Here is a 24,424-nt window from a genome sequence, read left to right on the forward strand (position 1 = left end):
GGGGTCCGCCGCGATTCGCGACGACCTCCCTTCTACAAAAAAGGCCGCGCTGGGCGCGGCCTTTTTCCGTCTCGCTGAGAGGCCCGATCAGCCCGTCGTGCCGCCGGCGGCCGCAACCTCGGCGGCGAAATCGGTCTCTTCCTTCTCGATGCCCTCGCCCAGCGCATAGCGCGCGAAGCCGGTGAGCGCGACCGGAGCGCCGACCTTGCCCTCGATCTCCTTCAGCACCTGGCCGACCGACTTCGAGCCGTCATGGATGTAGGCCTGCTCGAGCAGGCAGAACTCCTTGGCGTAGCTCTTCATGCCGCTCTCGGTGATCTTCTCGAGCACATGAGCGGGCTTGCCGGCGTTCTTCTCGGCCAGGATCGCCTTCTCGCGGGCCAGCAACTCGGGATCGATCGAAGCGAGATCGAGCGAGACCGGATTCGTCGCGGCGACATGCATGGCGAGCTGGCGGCCGAGGGCTGCCAGTTCATCGGCCTTGCCGGTCGATTCCAGCGCGACGATGACGCCGATCTTGCCGAGGCCATCGGCGACCGAACCATGAACGTAGGAGCCGATCAGGCCGGCAGAGACCTTGAGCTGCGCGACGCGGCGCAGCGTCATGTTCTCGCCGATCGTGGAGATGGCGTTGGCGATCGCATCCTGCACGGTGCCGCCGCCCGGATAGTGGTGGGCGAGCACGGCTTCGGCGTCGCCGCCGCGCTCCAGCGCGACATTGGCAATGCCGTGGGCGAGGCCCTGGAATTCGAGGTTGCGGGCGACGAAGTCGGTCTCGGAGTTGAGCTCGACCACGACGCCGCTGTGGCCGGACACGGCCACGGCGACGAGACCCTCGGCGGCGACGCGGCCAGCCTTCTTGGCGGCCTTGGCGAGCCCCTTGGTGCGCAGCCAGTCGATCGCGGCCTCGATGTCGCCGTCGACGGCCGTCAGCGCGGTCTTGCAGTCCATCATGCCCGCGCCGGTCTTGTCGCGGAGTTCCTTCACCATGCCGGCGGTGATCGCAGCCATCTTTGTCGTCCTTGTCTGTCGTGCGGCGCCGGATAGAGGCCGGCCGCGGAATCAGGCCGGCCAGCCCCTATGGGGAAACGCCGACGCTCCGTTTCCGGTCGTCGGCGCTGGTCGGCGTCAATCAGAGTTCAATGCAGCAACCGGATTGCGACGCGTCGATGACGCGCCGCCTCCCGTCTCGAAAGCGTCAGGCGTCGGCGAGCTCGCGCGACTGGGCGACCCAGCCCTCGCGCTCGATGCGGCCGGCGAGCTTCAGGTCCTGATCGACCTTGGCGAGGTCGGCGGGCGACATCGCAGCGAACTGCCAGAAGTGGAATAGGCCGCCATCATTGAGCTTCTGAACCAGCTCGGGACCCATGCCCGAGAGCTTCATCAGATCGTCCGGCGCGCCGCGCGGCGCGGTCAGCAATTCGAAGGCCACGCCGAGATCGGCGGCGGCGGGCTCGGCGAGAGCCTCCTCGACGACCGGAGCCTCGGCGGCGCCGAGATCGATGCCATGGTCGCCCGAAGCGCGCGAGATGCCGTCGATGGCCGAGCGCGCGACGAGGTCGCAATAAAGCTGGATTGCGCGGCCGGCGTCGTCATTGGCGGGAACCGGGAAGGTGATGCCATCCGGATCCGAGTTCGAGTCGATGATCGCGGCGACCGGGATGCCGAGGCGCTGGGCCTCCTTGATCGCAAGCGCTTCCTTGTTGGTGTCGATCACGAAGATCATGTCCGGCACGCCGCCCATGTCCTTGATGCCGCCGAGCGCCTTCTCGAGCTTGTCGCGCTCGCGGGCGAGCATCAGGCGCTCCTTCTTGGTCAGGCCGGTGCCGCCTCCGTTCAGCAGCTCGTCGACCTTGCGCAGGCGCTGGATCGAAGCCGAAATGGTCTTCCAGTTGGTCAGCATGCCGCCGAGCCAACGCGAATTCACATAATACTGGGCCGAGCGCTTGGCCGCGTCGGCGATCGAGTCCTGCGCCTGGCGCTTGGTGCCGACGAAGAGGACACGGCCGCCGCGGGCGACAGTGTCCGACACCGCCTGCAGGGCGCGCGATAGCATCGGCACCGACTGCGACAGGTCGAGGATGTGGATGTTGTTGCGCGTGCCGAAGATGTAGGGCGACATCTTCGGGTTCCAGCGATGCGACTGGTGGCCGAAATGGGCACCGGCCTCGAGGAGCTGGCGCATGGAGAAATCTGGCAGAGCCATGGTCTGTATCGTCCTTCCGGTTGAGCCTCTGGGGTGCGAATGAACGAGGCATAAGCTGCCAAGTCACCGGAACGCCTCGGAGATGAGGCGATGCTCCCCATGTGGGATGGGCTGCGCCATACAGGGAATGGCGCGGGAAGGCAAGACGCGCCGCACCTATTGGCTGGCGGCAATTCTGCGTAAGCGGGCGAGGCTTATTGTTCTTTGCCCATTCTTCTGCATCTTGCCAGCTTGTTGCCAAGCCGGTCCTCCGGCACCGTCATAAACAATCTCAGCCTCTTCGGGCGAAACGACCTTGAGCACAACCAGCCTGTCGCAGTCGGCATAGAGCGAAATGCTCGCTGTAGCGGTCATCTTGATCTGAACGTCGCCGCCCGCGTCATAGGCATCGTGACCGGCATGCGACGAGGGATACAGGGTCAACCCTAGTCGCTCAGCCGCGATCACTTCGCCTATCGATCCGACGAGATGCCCATCCGGCGTGAATTTTCTGCCAGGATAGAGTGCAGATAGCTCTTCCACTGCGCGGTAAATATCCTGCACCGGCTTTGGTAGCTTGATGCGCATTACCACCGCCCCCTCGCCTCAAAAGCACACGCTTCGCCGCGGCCAACTCAGCCACCGTCACCAATCTAACGCCGCCATATCTGTCAGAGCGAAGCAAATGCGGCTTTACCTCCCAGCCGCGCGCGTCATCCGCGTCATGCCCTTGCGGGCGGCGAACATGCGGCCATAGACGTCGCCGGCGAGATCAGGGCGGTAGCAGCGCTGTTCCAGCAACGGGTCCCAGATGTGCTCGACGGTGTCGATCAGGTCGAACCCGGTCTTCAGCCGGCCCGCAAGCTGGTCGCGGTTCTTGCGATTCTGATATTCGAGCAGGACCAGCGAGGTTTTCGACAGATCGATGCTGTCGAGCACGTCGCCCTCACCGCCCTCGATGTCGATCTTGACGATGTCGGCGGAGGGCAGGCTCGCCGGGTCGACGACTGCGACCTCGTAACGCTCGACCATGGCCCCGTCGACGAAGGTGTCGCCGGCATAGGACGCCAGACCGGACTCCCCGTCGCCGGCGAAGCGGCTGACGAAGCTCGCCGTCTTCGCGCCGCCGGGGAACAGAGCCGCATTGACCGCGACGATGTCGCGACGCTGGTGCGTGTTGCGCTTGAGCAATTCGAAGGTGCCGGGATGCGGCTCATAGGAGGTGACCAGGCTGCCCGGCCAGCGCGCTGTGGCCCAGAGCGCGAAGGAGCCGACATTGGCGCCGATATCGAGGATATCGAGGCCGACGCCGTCAAATCCGGTCTCGTATTCGCCTTCCAGAACGTCCTTGATGGCCCAGTACATCGCCTCGGGCACGGCAAGGCTCATCGGAATCTGCGCGACGTAGTGCTTCACCGTTGCCCCCCGGCATTCACGCCGCGCCCCGACGCTCCGACAGGACATGCGTCACGGAAGCTGGCGTCACGGGACCTGGCGTCCCCGCCCCAGAATGCACTGCCAGCCGGTTCGCACAAGGCCGGAATGCGCCGGGTCAGCGCAGCTCGACGCTGACCACCCCCGGCGCGGCCCTGACCGCATTGGCGATCTGCTGGTTGACCGGGTAGCGTCCGGGCAGCTCGATCTCGACCTCCTGGGCGCCGTCGTTCAGGATCATGACCAGCGCGATCTTGCCCTCGGCCTTGATGCCGTCCCCGCGCGGACGGACGCGCTCGGCGATCGAGGCCAGCGCCTTGTCGTCGCGCAGATAGACCAGCAGATCCTGCTTCTGCCGGGCGGCGAGTTCGTCGAGCACCTCGACATCCTCGATGCGGGGGCGGACATCCTCGCCGTCGAGCACCGCCGAGAGACGCAGCACCAGCGCCCTGCCCGGCTCCAGGAAATCGCGGAAGCGCTGCAGACCTTCCGAGAACAGGATCGCCTCGAACTGGCCGCTGGGGTCGGACAGGTTGACGATGCCCATCTTCGAGCCGGATTTGGTGCGTCGCTCGGACTTGTCGATGACCGAGACCGCGACCTTGGCGACGCCCGTGCCATTGGCGCGAACGGTCTGCGCGAAATCGGCGAAGCGCTGCACGCGCAGCCGCTTCAACACATGCTCGTAATCATCGAGCGGATGGCCCGAGAGGAAAAAGCCGACGGCATCGTGCTCACGCTTCAGCCGCTCGGCCGGGGCCCAGGGCTCGACCGGCGGAATGCGGAAGGCCTCCTGCACTGTGCCGCCGCCGAACAGCTCCGACTGGCCGCCGAGCGCGGCATCGCGGGTGCGGTTCGAGAGCGCCAGCATGCCGTCGATCGCCGCCATGGCGCGGGCGCGCTCGGGCTCCAGCACATCCATCGCGCCAGCCGCGATCAGCGCCTCGATGGTGCGCCGGTTGACCAGCTTCGTGTCGATGCGCCGGGCAAAATCGGCGAGGTCCCGAAAATCACCCCCGGCGCGCCGCGCGGTGACGATCGATTCGACCGCTGCGCTGCCGACGCCCTTGATCGCGCCCAGCGCATAATGGATCGCGCCCTCATGGACGTCGAACTCGACACCGGAGCGGTTGATCGCGGGCGGCAACACCTTGATGCCAAGGCGCTCGGCATCGCGGCGAAATTCCGAGAGCTTGTCGGTGTTGCCCATGTCAAGCGTCATCGACGCGGCCAGGAACTCGACCGGGTAGTTCGCCTTGAGATAGGCGGTCTGGAAGGCGACGACGGCATAGGCCGCCGCATGGCTCTTGTTGAAGCCGTAATCGGCGAATTTCGCCAGCAGGTCGAAGATCTCGGAGGCGACCTCCTTCTTGATGCCGCCCTCGACGGCGCCCTTTACGAAACGGTCGCGCTGGGCGTCCATCTCGGCCTTGATCTTCTTGCCCATGGCGCGGCGCAGCAGGTCGGCCTCGCCGAGCGAATAGCCCGAGAGCGCCTGCGCCACCTGCATCACCTGCTCCTGGTAGACGATGATACCATGCGTCTCGGCCAGGATCGGCTCCATCTTCGGATGGAGATAGGTCGGTTCCTCCTGGCCGAGCTTGCGCCGGCAGTAGCTCGGGATGTTGTCCATCGGGCCGGGACGGTAGAGCGCGACCAGCGCGATCAGGTCCTCGATCCGATCGGCCTTCATCTCGACCAGGGCCTTGCGCATGCCGGCGCTTTCCACTTGGAACACGCCGACCACCTCGCCACGCGCCAGCATCGCGTAGCTCGGCGGATCGTCGAAAGGCAGGCTCGCCAGATCGATCGCGATATTGCGCTGGGCGATCAGCTTCACGGCCGTGGTCAGCGTGGTCAGGGTCTTGAGGCCAAGGAAGTCGAACTTCACCAACCCGGCCTGCTCGACCCATTTCATGTTGAACTGGGTGACGCGCATGCCGGTGCGCGGGTCGACCGAGAGCGCGACCAGTTCCTCCAGCGGCCGGTCGCCGATCACCACGCCGGCGGCGTGGGTCGAGGCGTGGCGGTGCAAACCTTCGAGCTTCTGGCCGATCTCGAGCAGGCGGGCGACGACCGGCTCCTCGGCCGCCGCAGCCTGCAGCTTGGGCTCGCCCTCGATCGCATCCTTCAGCGAGATCGGCTTGGCCGGATTCTGCGGGACGAGCTTGGTCAGGCGGTCGACCTGGCCATAGGGCATCTCCAGCACGCGGCCGACATCGCGCAGCACGCCGCGCGCCAGCAGCGTGCCGAAGGTGATGATCTGCGCGACGCGCTCCTCGCCATAGCGATGCTTGACGTAGTCGATCACCTCTTCACGCCGGTTCTGGCAGAAGTCGATGTCGAAGTCCGGCATCGAGACGCGGTCGGGATTGAGGAAGCGCTCGAACAGCAGGCCGAAGCGCAGCGGATCGACATCGGTGATCGTCAGCGCATAGGCGGCGAGCGAGCCCGCTCCGGAGCCACGACCCGGACCGACCGGGATGTCGTGATCCTTGGCCCATTTGATGAAGTCCGCGACGATCAGGAAGTAGCCCGGGAACTTCATCCGCGTGATGATCGAAAGCTCGAAAGCGAGGCGCTTCTCGTAGTCCTCGACGGTGTAGCCCGAGGCCGGGCCATGCTTGGCGAGCCGCGCGGCAAGGCCAGCCTTCGCCTGCGTCTCGAGCTCCTCGGCCTCGTCGCGGCCGACCTCGCCGAAGCGCGGCAGGATCGGCTTGCGCAGACCGACGCGCCAGGTGCAGCGCATCGCGATCTCGACGGTTGCGGCCAGCGCCTCCGGCAGATCGGCGAAGCGGCGCTTCATCTCGGCGCGGCTGGTGAAATGATGCTCGGCCGTGACGCGCCGGCGCTCGCCATCCGAGACGAGCCGTCCGGCGGCGACCGCGAGCAGCGCGTCATGGGCATCGTAGTCGGCGGGTTTGGCGAAGAAGGGCTCGTTGGTCGCGACGATGGCGACATCCGCCTCATAGGCCAGCCGCAGCAGATGTGCCTCGACCGCCGCTTCGTCGTCACCGCCATGGCGCTGGATCTCGACATAGAGACGGTCGCCGAAGATCTCCGACAGCGCCGCCAGCCGGGCCTTCGCCTGCGGGACCTGGCCATTGCGCAAAGACAGGTCGACCGGCCCGCCATGGCCGCCGGTCAGTGCGATCAGGCCCTCGTGATGGGAGGCGAGACGTTCCAGGTTCGAGATCGGCTGCCCGGAACCACCGCTCGCCAGCGCGGCCTCGGTGACGAGTTTCATCAGGTTGCCGTAGCCGGCCTCGTTCATCGCGAGCAGGACGATATGCGGAGGCACCTGCTGCAGGGATTTTCGGCTACCCTCGGCCTCATCGGCAAAATCGACGGAGAGTTGCACGCCGGCGATCGGCTGCACGCCGGAGCCGACCAGCTTCTCGGAGAATTCGAGCGCCCCGAACAGGTTGTTGGTATCGGTCAGTGCCAGCGCGGGCTGGCCGTCGGACGCAGCCATCTTGGCGAGCGTCCCGACCGTCATGGCGCCCTCGAGCAGCGAATAGCTCGAATGGACATGGAGATGGACGAAGCCGACCTCGGAGAGGATGCGCGTGTCGCCCGGTTCGCGTGCCATCATCCGCCCTGCTGCCTGTCGTCGCGACTCACGCGTCGCCGCCAAGGGTCCTTATGGAGCGCCGCAGGCTCCGGCGCCACGCTACTGATCGTCGCTTTTGTGGACGGTCAGATATTCGGACCGGACAGGAGCGCCGCCCAGACCCAGACCATGCCGAGGAAGAGCCCGAGCGATGCAATCTCTGCGATGCCGGCTGCCAATTTACGCGCTACGGTCATGACGACCTCCTCGTGTTTTCGATATGTCCAAGTTAATTCATGTTTTGTTCTCGTCAATGCCTGTGCGTCAATTGCAGGCCGCGCATATCAAAATCAGTTAACAGGTCGTAAATTCAGAGACTGCGCGAGCGAGGCCGATCCCGCGGTCAAGCGAGCACGGGATGACGCTGTCGATGCCCGGCCAAACGATACCGCTACAGCGGCACGACATGCCCGTCGCGGATCGTCACCTGACGGTCCATGCGACGTGCGAGATCGAGGTTATGGGTCGCGATCAGGGCGGCCAGTCCCGAGGCCCGCGCCAGCGCGACCAGCGTCGAGAAGACGTGAAGCGAGGTGTGCGGATCGAGATTGCCCGTCGGCTCGTCGGCCAGCAGCAGGCGCGGCGTGTTGGCGACGGCACGGCCGATGGCGACGCGCTGCTGTTCGCCGCCCGAGAGCTCGCCCGGCAGGTGGTCGAGCCGCTCGCCAAGGCCAAGGAAGGTCAGGAGTTCGGCCGCCCTCTCCTCCGCCAATTCCCGGTCAAGGCCGCGGATGCGCTGCGGCAGCACGACGTTCTCCAGCGCCGTGAACTCGGGCAGCAGGTGATGGAACTGGTAGACGAAGCCGATCTCGGTGCGGCGCAGGCGCGTGCGGCCCTTGTCGTCGAGCTTGGTCGTCGGCAGGCCACCGACGAAGACCTCGCCGCCATCGGGCCGCTCCAGCAGGCCGGCGACATGCAGCAGCGTCGACTTGCCGGTGCCGGACGGGGCGACGAGCGCGACGAGCTCGCCGGGCCAGAGCGCGAAATCCGCCTTGCGCAGAATCTCAAGCGGCGCGTCGGTCTGGGGATAGTGGCGCTCGACCTGGGAAAGGAAGAGCGTCGGGGTCTCGCGTTGCGCGGCGGCCATGGACGTCACCCCATCCTCAGTGCCTGGACGGGGTCGAGCCGCGCCGCCTTCCAGGCCGGGTAGAGGGTCGCCAGCAGCGACAGGACGAGAGCCATCATCACGACGCTCGCAACCTCGCTCCAGTCGATGACCGAGGGAATGTCGCTGAGGAAGCGCACGGTGGGGTCCCAGAGATTGGCGCCCGTGATCCAGTTCAATGCGGCCATGATCGCCTTGATGTTCCTGGCAAAGACGACGCCGAGCGCGAGCCCGGCCAGCGTCCCGAAGACGCCGATCGCCGCGCCCGTGATCAGGAAGACGCGCAGCACCGTGCCGCGGGTCGCGCCCATGGTGCGCATGATCGCGATGTCGGCGGTCTTGTCCTTCACCAGCATGATCAGGCCGGAGACGATGTTGAGCGCCGCCACCAGCACGATCAGGGTCAGGATGATGAACATGACGTTGCGCTCGACCTCCAGCGCATTGAAGAAGCTGCGGTTGCGCTGGCGCCAGTCCGAGAGCACGAGCGGGCGCGGCGCGTTGGCCTCGATCGCGTCGCGCACCCCTTGTGTCCAGTCGGGGTCGTCGACGAAGATCTCGATGACGTTCACATCGCCTTCGCGGTTGAAATAGGCCTGCGCCTCGGTCAACGGCATGAAGACGAAGGAGGCGTCGAACTCGGTCATGCCGATCTCGAAGACCGCCTGGATCGGATAGGCCTTGATGCGCGGCGCCGTGCCGAAGGGGGTCGAGGCGCCCTTCGGCGAGATGATATTGATCGAATCGCCGACCTGAAGGCCGAGCGAATCGGCCAGCCGCTTGCCGATGGCGACGCCGCCGGCGCCGTCGAAACCATCGAGCGTGCCGCGCCGGATATTGCCGCCGACGAAGGGGATCGCCTTGATGTCGGCCTCGCGGATGCCGCGGACCAGTACACCGCCATTGCCGGTCTGCGAGGACGCCAGCGCCTGCCCTTCCACCAGCGGGATGGCGAGCCTGATGCCAGGGATCGCCTTCAGGCGCATCGAGACGACGTCGTAATCGTCGAGCGGGCGATCGATCGGCGTCGCGAAGATGTGGCCGTTCACGCCGACGATCTTCTCCAGCAGTTCCTTTCGGAAGCCGTTCATCACCGACATCACGATGATGAGCGTGGCAACGCCGAGCAGGATGCCGAGAAACGAGAAGCCGGCAATGACCGAGACGAAGCCCTCGCGCCGACGCGTGCGCAGATAGCGCCCGGCCAGCAGCCATTCGAAGCCGGCGAAGGGCTTCGTGCCGGTCGGGGCCTCGTTTCGGGTGTCGGTTTCTGCCGCGCCGCTCACGCCGCCTTGCCCTTGAACCTGTCGAGCGCAGCCTCGAGCGAAACCAGCTCGCGCTCACCGCCGGCGCGGCGCTTGATCTCGACCTTGCCTTCGGCCAGCCCCTTGGGGCCGACGATGATCTGCCAGGGCACGCCGATCAGGTCGGCGGTGGCGAATTTTCCGCCAGGGCGCTCATTCGTATCGTCGTAGAGCGCGTCGTAGCCCTTCGCGAGCAGCGCCTCGTAGAGCTGCTCGCAGGCGCCGTCGGTCGCGGCATCCCCGGTCTTGAGGTTGAGTACGGCGATGTCGAAGGGCGCGATCTCGTCCGGCCAGACGATGCCGGAATCGTCATGCCCGGCCTCGATCAGGGCCGCGACGAGGCGGCTCGGGCCGATGCCGTAGGAGCCCATATGGACGGGAACGTTCTGGCCATCGGGGCCCTGGACGGTCGCGCCCATCGGCTCGGAGTACTTCGTGCCGAAATAGAAGATGTGGCCGACCTCGATGCCGCGGGCCGAGAGCTGCTTGTCGGCCGGAATGGCCTCATAGGCCGCCGTCTCGTGCATCTCCTCGGTCGCCGCATAGAGGCTCGTCCACTTGTCGACGATGCCCTTCAGGCCCTCGACGCTGTCGAAATCGGTGTCGACTGCGGGAGTTTCGAAGTCGAGATAATCCTTGTGGCAGAACACCTCGCTCTCACCGGTCGAGGCAAGCACGATGAATTCGTGGCTGAGGTCGCCGCCGATCGGGCCGGTATCGGCCCGCATCGGGATCGCCTTCAGGCCGAGCCGGGCAAAGGTGCGCAGATAGGCCGTGAACATGCGGTTATAGGCGTGACGGGCGGAGTCCTGGTCGATATCGAAGGAATAGGCGTCCTTCATCAGGAATTCGCGGCCGCGCATCACGCCGAAGCGCGGGCGGACCTCGTCGCGGAACTTCCACTGGATGTGGTAGAGGTTCAGCGGCAGGTCCTTGTAGGACTTGACGTAGGACCGGAAGATGTCGGTGACCATCTCCTCATTCGTCGGGCCGTAGAGCATCTCGCGGTCGTGCCGGTCCTTGATGCGCAGCATCTCCTTGCCATAGGCGTCATAGCGCCCGCTCTCGCGCCAGAGATCGGCAGACTGCACCGTCGGCATCAGGATTTCGATCGCGCCCGAGCGATCCTGCTCCTCGCGGACGACGGCGCTGATCTTGTTGAGCACGCGCAGGCCGAGCGGGAGCCAGGAGTAGATGCCGGCCGATTGCTGGCGGATCATGCCGGCGCGCAGCATCAGCCGGTGCGAGACGATCTCGGCTTCCTTCGGCGTGTCGCGCAGGATCGGCAGGAAATAGCGGGAGAGGCGCATCGGACAAACTCAATTGGGGGGCGATGCGCGGCGGATGGCGCATCGAGTCACTTCGCCCAGAGACACCATCGCTCTGCGCAAAATGCAAACCAAAATCCGCAGGATGTGATCGAAGCGCAGCCTGACTTGCCGCAGCGTCGTCAGCGCTGCGCGAAGCGATCCTTCAGCGCCTGGAGCACCGCCGCGGGAACGAAGGGCGCGACATCGCCCCCCATCGCCGCAATCTGCCGGACCAGCGTCGCGGTGATATGGCGCACCGCCGGCGATGCCGGCAGGAAGACCGTCTGCAGCTCGGGCGCCATGACCGCGTTCATACCGGCCATCTGCATCTCGTAGTCGAGGTCGGAGCCGTCGCGCAGGCCGCGGACGATGATCGTGGCGCCGGCGCGGCGCGCCGCATCGACCGCGAGATCGTCGAAGGTCACGACGTCGAGGCTAGCCCCCGTCGCCACCAGCAGCGGCGTCGCGACCGCGCGCAGGAGTTCGGCACGGTGCTCGGCGCTCAGCAGCGGCGTCTTGCCGGGGTGGACGCCGATCGCCAGCACAAGGCGGTCGCAAAGCCGGGCAGCCCCGGCGATGACGTCGGCATGGCCGTTGGTGACGGGGTCGAAGGAGCCGGTGTAGAAGGCGGTGCGTGTCATGTTGCAAGCGTTAAACGCTGGCCCGGCGCCCGACAAGGACCCGGCCGGGCAGACCGGACCAGACGGTGCGGTCATGCTGCACAGTCACGCCGCACGGTCATGCGGCACAGTCATGCGGCACGGATTTGCACGATGAATTCCGCGACGCGCGATTTCAGCGAGTGGGCGAGTTCCGTCAGTTCGCCGGAGGCGCGCGACACCGCGGCGGCTGCGTCCGAGGTTTGCTGCGAGGCGGCGGAGACAAGGCTCGTCGCCTCGCCGATGCGACTGAACTCGCTCGTCGCCATGCCGACATCCTCGACGATCGCGTGAGTGACGCCGTGCTGGCGCCGCATCGTCTCGGCCGAGCGCCTGACCGCCTCGCTCAGGCCGCCGATCATGTCGCGGATGCCGGTGATCGCCTCGACCGTCGCGGTCGTAGCCTCGTTCATCGTCGCGATCTGGCGCGAGATGTCGTCGATCGCCCGCGCTGTCTGTCCCGACAGGCCCTTCACCTCGGAAGCGACCACGGCGAAGCCGCGCCCGGCCTCTCCGGCGCGCGCCGCCTCGATGGTGGCGTTGAGGGCGAGCAGATTGGTCTGGGCCGCGATGTCGGAGATGAGGCCAATGACATCGGAGACGCGCGCCGCGCCGGCGGCGAGCTGATCGACGACGCCGCCCATCTGGTCGGCATGCTCCTTGGCCGAGCGAGCCGATCGGTCGGACGACTGGACGTCGCCGTCGAGCTGGTCGATGGCGTGCCGCAGTTCCCGTGCGGCGCCCTCGATCGAGCGGATGCTGGCGACCGCACGCGAGGTCGCGCCATGGACGGTCCCGGCATTCGCCAGGGTCTGCCGCGCGCCGCCCGAAAGCTCATGGGCCGTGACGTTGAGCTGTTCGGCCGATGCCGATACGGCGGCGGTCACGCCGAGCACGGAGCGTTCGAGGTCGCTGGCGAGATCGGCGAGCAGCGTCATGCGCTGGACGCCCGCCTCCTTCTCGCGCTCCTCGCGCTCACCCAGGCGAGCGGCCTCGTCCTGCAGCAGGTTTTCGCGGATCTGGCGGACCGATCGCGCAATCTCGCCGATCTCGTCTCGCCGCTTCTCGCCCGGGATGCGTTGGTCTGTGCGGCCCGCGGCGATGCCGGCGAGCGCCTCGGCCAGACCGCCGATCGGCCGCGCCACGGACAGGCCGAGCAGGAGCGCGACCAGCAAGAGCGGACCGAGGACGCTGAGCCCGCCGATCACGATTGCCCGGTCCATCTTGTCGACCACAGCGAAGGCGACGCGCTCCGGCTCAGCGAGCCAGAGCAGCCAGGTGCCCTGCCCGACCTGAAATTCGCGGCCGATGACGACGAGCGGCTCGCCCTCGCGACTGGCCAATCTCAACAGCGAACCGCCGGTCTGCGTCAGCCGGTTCCGGTCGAGTGTCCCGGCCGGCGCAGTGCCGGCGCGGCGCGCCGCCGGATCGGAGCGCATGAATCCATCCGCGCCGACGACATACGTCATGATGTCCAAGGAGGCGCCCGCAATCGAGGCCAGCGTATTGTCGATGAAGGCCGGGCTGATCGAGATCACCATCGTCCCGACCAGCTCTCCGGAGGCCGGATTGCGGAAGCGCTGCGCCAGAAAGGCACGGGGCTCGCCGCCGATCACGTCATAGGGCGCCAGATCGCGCATGGAGGGCTCGTCAGCGGCCGTCGCAGCGGCGGCGACGACCTTTGCAAGGCCCGTCTCCGCCAGATCCGGATCACTCAGCAGGCGCCCGAATTCCGGCCCCTTGGTGACGCTGTAGACCACCCGCCCCCTCGGCGAGACGAGGTAGATGTCGGCATAGTCGAACTGCTGAAGCGCGGCGAGATAGGTATCGTGGATCGCCGCGTGCCGCTGCAGATAGCCGTGGCTCTGCCCGGCGCCGGTGCGCTGCATGCGCTCGTCGCGATCGGGCAGCCCATCACCCTGGAAATGCGCCACGATCCTCGCGCGCTCCTCGGGCAGCTCCATCCACCCCCTGATCTCGTCGAGAGAGGACACGAGATAAGCGCTGCGCGCTTGAACGGAGAGCTCTGCGCCCAGACGCTGCCAGCGGCGCTCCAGCGCCCTGGCACGCCCCTCCGCGAGAACACTGAGTCGCTCCTCGACGGCATCCTCGGCCCAGACCGTCACCGCGCGATAGGCGGACAGCCCGACCGCGAGCACGGCCAGGCACGCCAGCCCGAGCATGGCGGCAGGAAGTCTGACCCTGAGGCTGAGCAAAATCCCGGGACTCCGGTTTCGGCGCTGGTTTAACCAACACCGAATACAGCAGACCAAGGTTAACTTTGGTTGAAGAGTGACGTTAGGACAGAGGCACGAAGGCTGCCAGCGCAGCGACACTGCCGGCCAGGACCGACAGGAAGACGAGCATCGAGGCGGCCATCGAGCTACGACGCCGACCGAATGCATTCAAATCGAACCGCATGACGTCCCCGCCGAATCAGGAATTCTTGACTTACCCTGCGTGACGGCGCCTCCCGGCCGCGAAAAGGCGGTATCATGGCGAAAGCGTGGCGCGGCATTTGCCCTGGTTTTCGTGATTGCCTTCGCCTCGGCTTCACGCCAAAACCCCGGCCATGCTCACCATCAACGATATCACCTACCGTCTCGGCGAGAGATTGCTGCTCGACCATGCCAGCGCCTCGCTGCCGGATGGCTCGCGCGTGGGCCTCGTTGGCCGCAACGGCACCGGCAAGACCACCCTGTTCCGGATGATCACCGGCGAGCTCTCGCCGGAGGGCGGGACGATCAGCCTGCCCAAGGGCCGCCGGATAGGCGGCGTCGCCCAGGAAGCGCCGGGCGGACCTGAATCGCTGATCGAGGTCGTGCTCGCCGCCGACACCGAGCGCGCCGCGCTGATGGCGGAATCGGAGACCGCGACCGATCCGCACCGCATCGCCGAGATCGAGACGCGGCTGGCCGACATCAATGCCCACTCGGCCCCGGCGCGGGCAGCCACGGTGCTGCACGGCCTCGGCTTCAACGAAGAGGCCCAGCAGCGGCCCTGCTCCGATTTTTCCGGCGGCTGGCGCATGCGCGTCGCGCTGGCGGCCGTTCTGTTCTCCGAGCCCGATCTGCTGCTGCTCGACGAACCGACCAATTATCTCGACCTCGAAGGCACGCTCTGGCTCTACGACTATCTCGAGCGCTACCCGCACACTGTCCTCGTCGTCAGCCATGACCGCGAACTGCTCGACACCTGCGTCGACCACATCCTGCATCTCGATCAGGGCAAGCTGACGATCTATCGCGGCGGCTACACCTCTTTCGTCAAGCAGCGCGCCGAGAAGCAGATGCAGCTCTCCAAGGCCAAGGAGAAGCAGGACGCCGAGCGCAAGCATCTTCAGGCCTTCGTCGACCGCTTCAAGGCCAAGGCCTCGAAGGCGCGCCAGGCCCAGTCGCGCGTCAAGCGGCTCGAAAAGATGGAATCGATCGCGAGCATCGTCGACCGCGACGTCCAACCGTTCAGCCTGCCTGGTCCCGAGCGCCCGCTGGCGCCGCCGATGATCGTGCTGAACGACGCCAGCGCAGGCTATGGCGAGCGCAAGGTGCTCTCCAAGCTGAACCTGACACTGCTGCCGGACGACCGCATCGCGCTGCTCGGCTCGAACGGCAACGGCAAGTCGACCTTCTGCAAGCTGATCGGCGGCAGGCTCGCGCCGCTGTCGGGCGAGATGCGCAGTTCGTCCAAGCTGGAGACGGCGTATTTCGCCCAGCACCAGCTCGACGAGTTGCGGATGGAGGACACGCCGGTCGGCCATCTGCGCGACCTGATGCCCGACGCGCCCGAGGCCAAGGTCCGCTCCAAGGCGGCGCAGATCGGCTTTCCGGCGCAAAAGGCCGAGACGCCGGTCAAGAACCTGTCGGGCGGCGAGAAGGCCCGGCTGATGCTCGGGCTGGCAGCCTTCGGCGGCCCTCACCTGCTCATCCTCGACGAGCCGACGAACCATCTCGACATCGACAGCCGCACCGCATTGGTCAACGCGATCAACGATTATCCGGGCGCCGTCATCCTCGTCAGCCATGACCGCTTCCTGATCGAATCCTGTGCCGACCGGCTCTGGATCGTCGGCGACGGCACGGTCAAGAATTTCGACGGCGACATGGAGGATTATCGCAGCCTCGTGCTCGGCGGCGCCAAGGCGGCCAGGCGCGAGAAGGCCACTCCGGACGCCGCGGCCGCCAACGGCAAGGCTGAGGAGCGCAAGGGCGCAGCGGTGAAACGCGTGGCGCAAGGCCCGCTGCGGCAGAAGCTCAACCTCGCGGAGGCCAAGATCGCCAAACTGACCGGGCTGATCGAGAAGGTCGACGGCGTGCTCGGCAACGGCTCGGCCTTCGCCCGCGACCCGAACAAGGCGCGCGAGTTGTCGAAGCAGCGCGCGGTTCTGGCGAAGACGCTGGAGGCCGCGGAGGAAGAGTGGCTGGAGTTGAGCGCGGAGCTGGAGAGCGCCTGAGCACCGCTAACTTATCCCGGGAGGTATTGCGCCGCTTAGCATCGGCGTTCTCGCTCTCGGGAAAGCAACAGATGCGCCAGCTCATCAATTTCTACGACCAGAACGCCAGTCGCAAACAAGCCTTGGCGCTATCATCGAAGATAGCAGGCGATCGCATGATGGCCGCGTTCGAGCGGCTTTGCCGCCTGATGGCAAAAGAGAGTTTCAACCCGGATCAACCTTGCGTACCCGCAGGAAATCCGGACGCAGGGCAATGGACTGCCGGAGATGCGGCTGTTGGTTCTGGCGCGGCTCTCAATCCACTTCAATCCATAGCAGCGGCAACCAGCCGCGGCTTGCGCGCGATCTGCGAAGCACAGTTCGATCGCGATATATTCCAATGCCGAATGGTTGGTTTGGCGTCATGTTACGAGCAGACCTACCAACGTTATTCAGCTTGCCTGGCTCGCCGGCAAATCCCGCCCTTCAACTATTGAGGCGCTGCATGAAGATAGCTGAACGGATGCTTCATTACTCCGACGGGGGGCGTGATGTCGCCATCGCGGTATCGGTCGACCTTCCCGTTCAGGGAGAGCGCGATTGGTCCTGCCGCTATCGCATTGGATGGCCGGAAGGCGCCCATGAAGGCGCCGGATATGGAGTTGACTCGACCCAGGCCCTGTTGCTGGCGATGGAAGCCATCGGAACCGACCTCTATACCAGCGATCATCATCGATCCGGTCGGCTTCGTTGGCATGATCTCGGAGACGGATACGGATATCCGGTGCCAAAGACGATTCGGGACCTGTTGATCGGTGGAGACGCTGCGAAGAATGGCGAAATCTGAGTCGATGGCTCGGATGATCTCGTCTGTCGATTTGGGCTTATCACTGGCCAGATCAGACCGGATGATCAATCCAGCAGGGATGACGCCTCGCGCCGGTCAACCCTGCCCGGGCTTCACGATCCGGCTCAGCCGGTTGTCGGTGAACATGTAGATCTCGCGGCCGCCCGGCTCGGCGTAGAGCACCTGCGTCTCGCGCTGGCCCTTGCCGCTTTCGCCGATCAGCACGTCGGTCGGGCGGGCGCCCTTGAGCTTGACCAGCTCGCATTCGGTGATGCCTTCGGCGATGGACGGTGGCAGCGGGCGGGTCGAGGGATCGAGAGAGACATCGGCGCTGCATTCGCCGTCGGGCGTTAGGCTCGCCTCCCGCGTCGAGGCGCGGGCCGTGATGCTGCTCGTCGTCGCGGTCGTCCGGCCGTCGCGGCTTTCGGAGGTGAAGGCGAAGCCGCCCATATCGACGGAGCACCCGCCAAGCGCGGCGGCACAAACGAACAGAATGGGCAGTCTCACGCTTTTTTCTCCCAGCGGCCGGTCTCGTCCTGCTGCCAGTAGCTGGCGGCGAGACCCGAGGCCCTGGCCTTCTTCCAATCCTCGCGCGCCGCGGTCAGCGCGTCGGGATCGTCACCATCGAATATCAGAACAACGCGCTCGTAGTCCTGCATTGCGTCGGGAATGCGAACACCTTCGGCGCAGATGCGAACCTGGGCAGCGTTGGGGTTGTGCGCATGCGTCGTCAGCACCACCGGGTTGCTCGCGGCATCGGCCTCCATCGCCGTGACATGGGGCAGGAAGCTTTCGTCCGAATAGGTCCAGAGATGGTCGTCGACCGCGCTCAGCCGCTCCTGGCTCGACAGCTCGACCACCACCCTCTGGCCGCGCGACAAGGCGCGGTCGAGGATCGTCGGCAGCACCTGTTCGAGCGGGCGCGACTGAAGGTGGAAGAACAGGATCTCGGCCATCGAAAGCCTTTATGTTACAGCAATCTGCGCCTGCACCCTGCCAGATCGAGTCAGCTCTCGTAATGCTCGGCGACCAGCCGGTCGAGCAGGCGCACGCCCCAGCCCGAGCCCCAGGACCGATTGGTTTCGGAGTTCGGCGAGCTCATGCCGGTGCCGGCGATGTCGAGATGCACCCAGGGGCAGTCGTTGACATGGCGCTGCAGGAACTGGGCGGCGGTGATCGATCCGCCATGGCGGCCGGCGGCGTTCTTCATGTCGGCAAACTTCGAATCGATCATCTTGTCGTAGGCCTTGCCGAGCGGCATGCGCCACACGGTTTCGCCCGTGGCTTTGCCAGCCGCCGAGAGCCGCTCGCTGAGTTCGTCGCTGTTGGAGAACAGCCCGGCATACTCCTGCGCCAGCGCGACCAGGATCGCGCCGGTCAGCGTCGCCAGGTTGATCATGAACTGCGGCTTGAACTGCTCCTGCGTGTACCAGAGCACATCGGCCAGAACGAGCCGCCCTTCCGCGTCGGTGTTGATGATCTCGATGGTCTGGCCCGAAAGCGAAGTGACGATATCGCCCGGGCGCTGGGCGTTGCCGTCGGGCATGTTCTCGACGAGGCCGATGATACCGATGGCGTTGACCTTGGCCTTGCGGGCCGCGAGCGCATGCATCAGGCCGGTGACGCAGGCCGCGCCAGCCATGTCGCCCTTCATGTCCTCCATGCCGGCACCGGGCTTCAGCGAGATGCCGCCGGTGTCGAAGGTCACTCCCTTGCCGACGAAGGCGATCGGCTGGACGCTGCTCTTGGCGCCGTTCCAGCGCATGATCGCGACGCGGCTTTCGCGCCGCGAGCCCTGGCCGACGGCCAGAAGCGCGCGCATGCCGATCTTGCGGAGTTGCTTCTCGTCGAGGACCTCGACCTCGACGCCGAGCTTCTCGAGCTTGGCGGCCCGGTCGGCGAACTCCTCCGGATAGAGGACGTTCGGCGGCTCGTTGACGAGATTGCGCGCGAGTTCGACACCGGCCGCGACCGCGTCGCGCGCCTTCAGCGCCTTCTTCACCAGCGAGGGGTCGCCGGCGCGCAGCGTCACCGCGATCGGCTCGGCTTCCTCCGGCTTTTTGCTCTTCGTCTTGTACTGGTCGAAGACATAGGAGCGCAGCCGCATCCCGAGTGCGATCTCCGCTGCATGCTCGGCACCGAGCGGCCCTTCCGGCAACGCCAGAATCACATCGACGCTGCGGCCATGACCGAGGCGGCCGGCAATGGCACCGCCGAGCTTGGCGAAATCGAGCGTGCCGCGCTCGGCCTCGGGACCGACGCCGACCGCGATCAGGCGCTCATAGCCGGCACCGTCCGGAGCCAGCAGCGTCAGCCCGGCGAGTGCCTTGCCCTTGAAGCGTTCGGCGGCGGCGGCGCGCGCGAGCAGGGCATGGGCGCCCTCTCCCAGCCATTCCTCGGCGGCTTTCGGCGGCGTGAGCGTGTCGGAGACGAGAATGACGAGGTCCTGCCCTCCGATCGCGTTGAGGGCTTTGATCTCGAGCTTCAGGCGCTGCGACATGATCGGCTCACGATGTTGCGAGTGGGCTTTGGGCGGGACGAAACGAAACGGCCGCAAACGATTCCCGTTTGCGCCTTGATTGCGCCTATACCATAGGGTGATTTCCGCGAACCACCAGCGCAGGGCTGATCCCGTGCTGCCCAATCGGAAGCCCAAGCGTGCTGCTGCAGCGTCTCGACCGCTACATCCTGAAGATGGCGACGATCGCATCGATCGTCCTGCTGGTCGGGCTCACAAGCGTGATCTGGGTCACCCAGGCGCTGCGCGAGGTCGATCTGATCACCGGCAAGGGCCAGACGGTGCTGATCTTCTTCACCGTGACGCTTCTGTCGCTGCCGGCGCTGATCGCCGGCATCGCGCCCGTCGCGCTGTTCATGGCGACGCTCTATACGCTGAACCGGCTCAACGGCGATTCCGAGCTGATCGTGATGAACGCTGCCGGCGTCGCGCCGCATCGCATCACGCGCCCCTTCATCGTGCTGACGATCGCGGTCTCGCTGCTGGTGAGCTGGATGACGCTGTCGGTGATGCCGACGGGCTTTCGGATGCTGCGCGACCTGATCACGCTGATCCGGGCCGATTTCGTCGCCAATGTCGTCAAGGAGGGGCAGTTCGTCTCGCTCGATTCAGGCGTCACCTTCCATTACCGGGAGCGTTCGGGCGATGCGCTGGTCGGCATCTTCATGCAGGACAGGCGTGACCCGAACCAGCCCTCGATCTACATCGCCGAGCGCGGCCGCACCGTCGAGGTCGACGGCTCCAGCTTCCTGATGCTGGAAAAGGGCACGATCCAGCGCGAGACCAAGAACACCGACACGACCTCGATCATCTCGTTCGAGCGCTATGCGCTGAACCTGTCGGCCTTGTCTGGCGACGCCACCGGCGGTGCGGGCGAAGGCGACGGCGACAAGGCAGTCTACAAGCCGCGCGAACGCTCGACCTGGCAGCTCCTCAATCAGGATCCGAACGAGAACTACTACAAATACCAAGAGGGGCGCTTCCGTGCCGAACTGCACAACCGCCTCTCGGCACCGCTCTACCCGATGGCGTTCATGCTGATCGCCTTCGCCTGCATCGGCGAGGCGCGCACCACCCGCCAGGGCCGCGCCTTCGCGATCCAGGCCGCGATCCTGATCGTCGCAGCAACCCGAATCGGCGCCTATATGGCCTGGACGGCGAGCGTCCGGTCACCCTTGGCGGCTGTGATGCTCTATGTGCTGCCGGTGGTCGCAATCATCGCCGCCACGGCGGTGATCCTGTATGGCCAGCGCCTGCGGCCATTCTTCTCCCGGGCGACGGCGCCGCTGAAAGCGCCGCTGGCCGGGCTGACGGCCAGGTTCAGGCGCGCCTGATGCTGCTGACCTCCACCTTCGGACGCTATCTGACGAAGCAGTTCACCCGCTCGATCCTGGGTGTATTCGGCACGTTCTTCTTCCTGATCGGCACGCTCGATTTCGTCGAGCTGATGCGGAGAGCCGGCGATTCGCCGGCTGCGACGACGCCGCTGATCGTGCAGCTCGCGCTGTTTCGCGTGCCGAGCGTGGCCGAACAGATCTTCCCCTTCGCCGTGCTGTTCGGCGGCATGTTCGCGCTGCTGACACTGAGCCGGAAGCTCGAACTTGTCGTCGCCCGCTCTGTCGGCGTGTCGGCCTGGCAGTTCCTGCAGCCGGCGGCGATGGTCGCCGGTGTGATCGGGCTCGTCTCGATCCTGGTCTACAACCCCGTCGCGGCCGAGCTGAAGCGCAAGGCCACGGCGCTCGAAACCCGCCTGTTCGTTCGTGCCGCCATGTCGGGCAACGCGCCCGACATCTGGCTGAGGCAGCGCAGCATCGACGGGCAGGCGATCATCCGGGCGTCCGGATCGCTGCCGGAGGGCAACGGCCTGGCGAATGTCGCGATATTCAGCTTCTCGCCCGGCGGCGGCTTCAGCGAGCGGATCGACGCGCGGCAGGCCGTGCTGCATCCCGGCTACTGGGAACTGACGGATGCCCGCGTCGTCTCCGCCATGGAAGAGCCACAGACGTACCAGACCTATCTGTTCGCGACGACGCTGGAGCCCGAACAGGTGCGGCAGAGCTTTACCCCGCCCGACGCCGTCGGGTTCTGGTCGATGCCGGCCGTGATCGAGCGGACGCAGCGGGCCGGCCTCGACACCACGCGCTACGAACTACGCTACCAGTCGCTGATGGCGCGGCCCCTGCTGCTCGTCGCCATGGTGCTGGTGGCCGCATCCGTTTCCTTAAGATTTTTCAGGTTTGGTGGGGTGACCAAACTGGTGATAGGTGGTGTCGCCGCAGGCTTCGTGCTCTATGTTGCGACGCAGCTTTCGGAAGAGCTCGGTTCGTCGGGCATCGTCAATCCGATGGTCGCAGCGTGGCTGCCCGCGACCATTGGAGCGATGCTGGGTGTTCTGGCCCTCCTCCATCAGGAAGACGGGTAAATCTTACTGTGCCTATGGTTAATTTAGGATTGAGCGTATGCTTCCGGGCGTGACACGCATGGCTCGTTTTGCCGCGGCGACCGCCCTCGCCTCGAGCCTTGCCTGTATCCTGGCCTCCGCCGGGAGCGCCTTCGCGCAGACTCCGCCTGCCAAGCAGGAGCGGATGGTCGTCGATGCACGCGAACTGGTCTACGACAACGACAAGAAGACCGTTTCGGCCGTCGGCGACGTCCAGATTCTCTATCAGGGCCGCACGATCGAGGCCGACAAGGTCACCTACGACCAGGCCGGCAAGCGAGTCGTCGCGACCGGCAATGCCCGCATCACCGAGGCGAACGGCACCGTCATCACCGGCGACCGCTTCAACCTGACGGACGATTTCCGCGACGGCTTCATCGATTCGCTTCGCGTCGTGAACCCCGACAAGACCCGCTTCAGCGCACCCCGCGCCGAGCGTACCGACGGCGAAACCTTCATCTTCGAGAAGGGCATCTACACCGCCTGCGAGCCCTGCAAGGACAACCCCGAGAGGCCGCCGCTGTGGCAGGTCCGCTCGGCGCGGATCATCCACAAGAAGGCCGAGCAGACGATCTATTACGAGGAGGCCCGTCTCGAATTCGCAGGCGTGCCGCTGGCCTATATCCCCTACATGTCGGGGCCGGATTCGACGGTGAAGCGGAAATCCGGCTTCCTGTCGCCGAAGTTCCTCAACACCGGGCCGCTCGGCTTTGGCGTCGGGCTGCCCTATTTCATCAACCTGGCGCCGAACTACGACCTGACGGTAACGCCGACCTATCTGAGCCGGCAGGGCCTACTCGGCCAGGTCGAATGGCGCCACCGCGTGGTGAACGGCTCCTACACGATCCGTGCCTCGGGCATCTTCCAGCAGGAGAAGGAAGCGTTCCTGGCGGCTCCCTTGGGCGCCGGCGAAGACACGTTCCGCGGCTCGGTGGAGACCAACGGCAAGTTCTTCATCAATCCGCGATGGACGTTCGGCTGGAACGCCTCGATGTCGACGGATCGCTGGTTCTACAAGAACTACCGCATCCTCAACGAGAGCTTCAGCGCCACCACCTACCTCCAGGAAGCGATCTCGACCGCCTATCTGAACGGCCAGAGCGCAACCGCCTGGTTCGACCTGCGCGGCTATTATTTCCAGCCGCTGACTTCGACGGACTGGCAGAAGCAGCAGCCGGTCGTACTGCCAGTGCTCGACTACAACAAGCGGGTTCACAAGCCGAGCTTCCTCGGCGGCGAACTGAGCTTCAACGCCAATGTCACGCATCTCACGCGCGATAGGGCGGCGTTCCAGCAGTTGCCCCGTCAGACGGCCTATCTGGTCAGCGGCACGACGAACACCGGCGTGGGCTATTCTCTGTATGACGGCTGCGCCGTCTATCAGAAGAGCACATGTCTGATCCGCGGCCTCGCCGGCAGCGTCGCGCGCGCCACCGCCGAGGTGTCGTGGCGGCGCAACATCATCGACCCACTCGGCCAGGTCTGGACGCCCTATGCCTCGGTGCGAGCCGACATCTTCTCGGTCAACCCGGACACGACCGGTTATCCGAACGCGAATGTCCGAACGATCGCCGACACTTCGGACGAGGTCTTCGGCCGGGCGATGCCGGCGATCGGCCTGATGTATCGCTACCCCTTCGTCGCCAAGACGTCCTGGGGCACGCATATCATCGAGCCGGTGGCGCAGATCGTGGCCCGCCCGAACGAGACCAACAGCCTGCGCGTTGCCAACGAGGACGCGCAGAGCCTCGTCTTCGACGCCAATAACCTGTTCGAGTGGAGCGGCAAGTTCTCCGGCTACGACCGGGTCGAGGGCGGTACGCGCGCCAATGTCGGTGCGCTCTACACCGGGCGCTTCGGCAAGGAAGGCTTTGCCAACCTGCTGCTCGGCCAATCCTATCACCTGGCGGGCCGCAACTCCTTCGCCAGTGGAGACCTGCTCAACACCGGCCTGGATTCCGGTCTCGAGACGACCAAGTCCGATATCGTGGCGCGTGCCCAGTTCTCGCCCTTCACGGGACTGTTCTTCACGGGCGCGACACGTCTGAACCAGAGCACCTTCGAGACACAGCGCATCGACGCCGCCGCGACCTATGCGACGAGTGTCGTGACCGCCTCGCTGGGTTATGGCCGCTATGAGCCACAACCCAACCTCGGTATCTTCCGCCGACGCGAGGGCGTTTCGCTCAACGGGTCGCTTCTGGTCACGCCGAACTGGCGCCTGCGGGCCGGCGTCCTGTTCGATCTCGACAAGTACAAATATGACCGCGAGGTCCGGGCCACTCAGTACGCCGCGTGGCTCGCGTCCCCATCGACGGTCGCGATCCCGAAATATACGGATACGGGATTGTTCCAGGCCGCCTCGACGTCGTTCGGGATCAACTACACCGACGAATGCACCGTCTTCGACGTCAGCTATTCGCAGAGCTATGCCGACCGCCAGTCCGGCGCGACGAAGGACACGCGCACCGTGATGTTCCGGCTCGAACTCAGGACGCTCGGCGAGCTCAGCTACTCGCAAAACCTCGACGCCTCGTCCGTCGGCGACGGCGTGACCTCCAGCCGCTGAGCCGGAGCCCG

At 65.8% G+C, this 24,424-nt stretch carries 19 protein-coding genes; 6 read left to right on the top strand and 13 right to left on the bottom strand.

What is annotated here, in order from left to right; genetic code table 11:
- Positions 1-87 precede the first annotated feature (87 nt).
- The 10 genes from tsf to C8D03_RS23595 form a co-directional block, all read right to left on the bottom strand.
- A complete protein-coding gene (gene tsf / locus C8D03_RS23550) occupies positions 88-1,011 on the bottom strand; it encodes a translation elongation factor Ts (protein WP_108050188.1) in 924 nt (307 codons plus the stop codon).
- A gap of 187 nt (positions 1,012-1,198) precedes the next feature.
- Positions 1,199-2,206, bottom strand: a complete 1,008-nt coding sequence (locus C8D03_RS23555; RefSeq protein WP_108050190.1) for a 30S ribosomal protein S2 — start codon at positions 2,204-2,206, stop codon at positions 1,199-1,201.
- 156 nt (positions 2,207-2,362) lie between these two features.
- Positions 2,363-2,773: a DUF6998 domain-containing protein gene (locus tag C8D03_RS23560; protein WP_248308597.1), complete on the bottom strand. Its 411-nt coding sequence runs from the start codon at positions 2,771-2,773 to the stop codon at positions 2,363-2,365.
- Between the two features lie 105 nt (positions 2,774-2,878).
- Entirely contained in the window at positions 2,879-3,601 is a 723-nt protein-coding gene (locus tag C8D03_RS23565) for an FkbM family methyltransferase (protein WP_181301204.1), read from the bottom strand.
- A gap of 136 nt (positions 3,602-3,737) precedes the next feature.
- Complete coding sequence (gene dnaE / locus C8D03_RS23570; RefSeq protein WP_108050195.1) at positions 3,738-7,211, bottom strand: DNA polymerase III subunit alpha; 3,474 nt, start codon at positions 7,209-7,211, stop codon at positions 3,738-3,740.
- Between the two features lie 412 nt (positions 7,212-7,623).
- Positions 7,624-8,319, bottom strand: a complete 696-nt coding sequence (locus tag C8D03_RS23575; RefSeq protein ID WP_108050197.1) for an ABC transporter ATP-binding protein — start codon at positions 8,317-8,319, stop codon at positions 7,624-7,626.
- A gap of 5 nt (positions 8,320-8,324) precedes the next feature.
- Positions 8,325-9,623, bottom strand: coding sequence for a lipoprotein-releasing ABC transporter permease subunit (locus C8D03_RS23580; protein ID WP_108050199.1), 1,299 nt, complete (start codon positions 9,621-9,623; stop codon positions 8,325-8,327).
- The gene (proS, locus tag C8D03_RS23585; RefSeq protein ID WP_108050201.1) at positions 9,620-10,951 is read right to left on the bottom strand and encodes a proline--tRNA ligase; all 1,332 of its coding nucleotides are present in this window, start codon (positions 10,949-10,951) and stop codon (positions 9,620-9,622) included. The genes C8D03_RS23580 and proS overlap by 4 nt, the downstream gene beginning before the upstream one ends.
- A gap of 140 nt (positions 10,952-11,091) precedes the next feature.
- Entirely contained in the window at positions 11,092-11,592 is a 501-nt protein-coding gene (coaD, locus tag C8D03_RS23590) for a pantetheine-phosphate adenylyltransferase (RefSeq protein ID WP_108050203.1), read from the bottom strand.
- A 110-nt stretch (positions 11,593-11,702) separates the two neighbouring features.
- Positions 11,703-13,826 (bottom strand): methyl-accepting chemotaxis protein, encoded by a 2,124-nt coding sequence (locus C8D03_RS23595; protein WP_181301206.1) that lies wholly within the window; start codon positions 13,824-13,826, stop codon positions 11,703-11,705.
- A gap of 356 nt (positions 13,827-14,182) precedes the next feature.
- Here C8D03_RS23595 and C8D03_RS23600 point away from each other — a divergent pair, with 356 nt between their 5' ends.
- The 3 genes from C8D03_RS23600 (at position 14,183) to C8D03_RS23605 (ending at position 16,886) form a co-directional block, all read left to right on the top strand.
- The gene (locus tag C8D03_RS23600) at positions 14,183-16,060 is read left to right on the top strand and encodes an ABC-F family ATP-binding cassette domain-containing protein (RefSeq protein WP_108050207.1); all 1,878 of its coding nucleotides are present in this window, start codon (positions 14,183-14,185) and stop codon (positions 16,058-16,060) included.
- Positions 16,061-16,131: 71 nt separating this feature from the next.
- A complete protein-coding gene (locus C8D03_RS26290; RefSeq protein ID WP_146170274.1) occupies positions 16,132-16,536 on the top strand; it encodes a hypothetical protein in 405 nt (134 codons plus the stop codon).
- Positions 16,537-16,544: 8 nt separating this feature from the next.
- On the top strand, positions 16,545-16,886 hold the full coding sequence (locus C8D03_RS23605; protein WP_248308598.1) for a DUF6968 family protein: 342 nt from the start codon (positions 16,545-16,547) through the stop codon (positions 16,884-16,886).
- Positions 16,887-16,982: 96 nt separating this feature from the next.
- On the opposite strand, the gene C8D03_RS26905 is transcribed toward C8D03_RS23605, so the two are convergent.
- Genes C8D03_RS26905 through C8D03_RS23620 form a run of 3 tightly spaced genes read right to left on the bottom strand, consistent with a single transcriptional unit; the run spans position 16,983 to position 19,386 of the window.
- Entirely contained in the window at positions 16,983-17,393 is a 411-nt protein-coding gene (locus tag C8D03_RS26905; protein ID WP_248308599.1) for a hypothetical protein, read from the bottom strand.
- Positions 17,390-17,842 carry a DNA polymerase III subunit chi gene (locus tag C8D03_RS23615; RefSeq protein ID WP_108050211.1) on the bottom strand — a complete coding sequence of 151 codons (453 nt, stop codon included), beginning with the start codon at positions 17,840-17,842 and terminating at the stop codon, positions 17,390-17,392. The genes C8D03_RS26905 and C8D03_RS23615 overlap by 4 nt, the downstream gene beginning before the upstream one ends.
- 50 nt (positions 17,843-17,892) lie before the next feature.
- Positions 17,893-19,386 (bottom strand): leucyl aminopeptidase, encoded by a 1,494-nt coding sequence (locus C8D03_RS23620; protein ID WP_108050213.1) that lies wholly within the window; start codon positions 19,384-19,386, stop codon positions 17,893-17,895.
- A 164-nt stretch (positions 19,387-19,550) separates the two neighbouring features.
- Here C8D03_RS23620 and lptF point away from each other — a divergent pair, with 164 nt between their 5' ends.
- From lptF to C8D03_RS23635, 3 genes are read left to right on the top strand one after another with little or no spacing between them, the layout of a single operon-like run.
- Complete coding sequence (gene lptF / locus C8D03_RS23625; protein ID WP_108051941.1) at positions 19,551-20,738, top strand: LPS export ABC transporter permease LptF; 1,188 nt, start codon at positions 19,551-19,553, stop codon at positions 20,736-20,738.
- A complete protein-coding gene (gene lptG, locus C8D03_RS23630; RefSeq protein ID WP_108050215.1) occupies positions 20,738-21,826 on the top strand; it encodes an LPS export ABC transporter permease LptG in 1,089 nt (362 codons plus the stop codon). The genes lptF and lptG overlap by 1 nt, the downstream gene beginning before the upstream one ends.
- A gap of 58 nt (positions 21,827-21,884) precedes the next feature.
- A complete protein-coding gene (locus tag C8D03_RS23635; RefSeq protein WP_248308601.1) occupies positions 21,885-24,413 on the top strand; it encodes an LPS-assembly protein LptD in 2,529 nt (842 codons plus the stop codon).
- The last annotated feature ends 11 nt before the right edge of the window (positions 24,414-24,424 follow it).

Origin of the sequence: Bosea sp. 124, assembly GCF_003046175.1 — a bacterium.
GTDB lineage: Bacteria > Pseudomonadota > Alphaproteobacteria > Rhizobiales > Beijerinckiaceae > Allobosea.

What these genes read in the sequence shown, in the direction of transcription:
- tsf (WP_108050188.1), bottom strand. Translation starts at nt 1,011, where the DNA reads ATGGCTGCGATCACCGCCGGCATGGTGAAGGAACTCCGCGACAAGACC.
- C8D03_RS23555 (WP_108050190.1), bottom strand. Translation starts at nt 2,206, where the DNA reads ATGGCTCTGCCAGATTTCTCCATGCGCCAGCTCCTCGAGGCCGGTGCC.
- C8D03_RS23560 (WP_248308597.1), bottom strand. Translation starts at nt 2,773, where the DNA reads ATGCGCATCAAGCTACCAAAGCCGGTGCAGGATATTTACCGCGCAGTG.
- dnaE (WP_108050195.1), bottom strand. Translation starts at nt 7,211, where the DNA reads ATGGCACGCGAACCGGGCGACACGCGCATCCTCTCCGAGGTCGGCTTC.
- C8D03_RS23575 (WP_108050197.1), bottom strand. Translation starts at nt 8,319, where the DNA reads ATGGCCGCCGCGCAACGCGAGACCCCGACGCTCTTCCTTTCCCAGGTC.
- proS (WP_108050201.1), bottom strand. Translation starts at nt 10,951, where the DNA reads ATGCGCCTCTCCCGCTATTTCCTGCCGATCCTGCGCGACACGCCGAAG.
- coaD (WP_108050203.1), bottom strand. Translation starts at nt 11,592, where the DNA reads ATGACACGCACCGCCTTCTACACCGGCTCCTTCGACCCCGTCACCAAC.
- C8D03_RS23600 (WP_108050207.1), top strand. Translation starts at nt 14,183, where the DNA reads ATGCTCACCATCAACGATATCACCTACCGTCTCGGCGAGAGATTGCTG.
- C8D03_RS26290 (WP_146170274.1), top strand. Translation starts at nt 16,132, where the DNA reads ATGCGCCAGCTCATCAATTTCTACGACCAGAACGCCAGTCGCAAACAA.
- C8D03_RS23605 (WP_248308598.1), top strand. Translation starts at nt 16,545, where the DNA reads ATGAAGATAGCTGAACGGATGCTTCATTACTCCGACGGGGGGCGTGAT.
- C8D03_RS23615 (WP_108050211.1), bottom strand. Translation starts at nt 17,842, where the DNA reads ATGGCCGAGATCCTGTTCTTCCACCTTCAGTCGCGCCCGCTCGAACAG.
- C8D03_RS23620 (WP_108050213.1), bottom strand. Translation starts at nt 19,386, where the DNA reads ATGTCGCAGCGCCTGAAGCTCGAGATCAAAGCCCTCAACGCGATCGGA.
- lptG (WP_108050215.1), top strand. Translation starts at nt 20,738, where the DNA reads ATGCTGCTGACCTCCACCTTCGGACGCTATCTGACGAAGCAGTTCACC.
- C8D03_RS23635 (WP_248308601.1), top strand. Translation starts at nt 21,885, where the DNA reads ATGGCTCGTTTTGCCGCGGCGACCGCCCTCGCCTCGAGCCTTGCCTGT.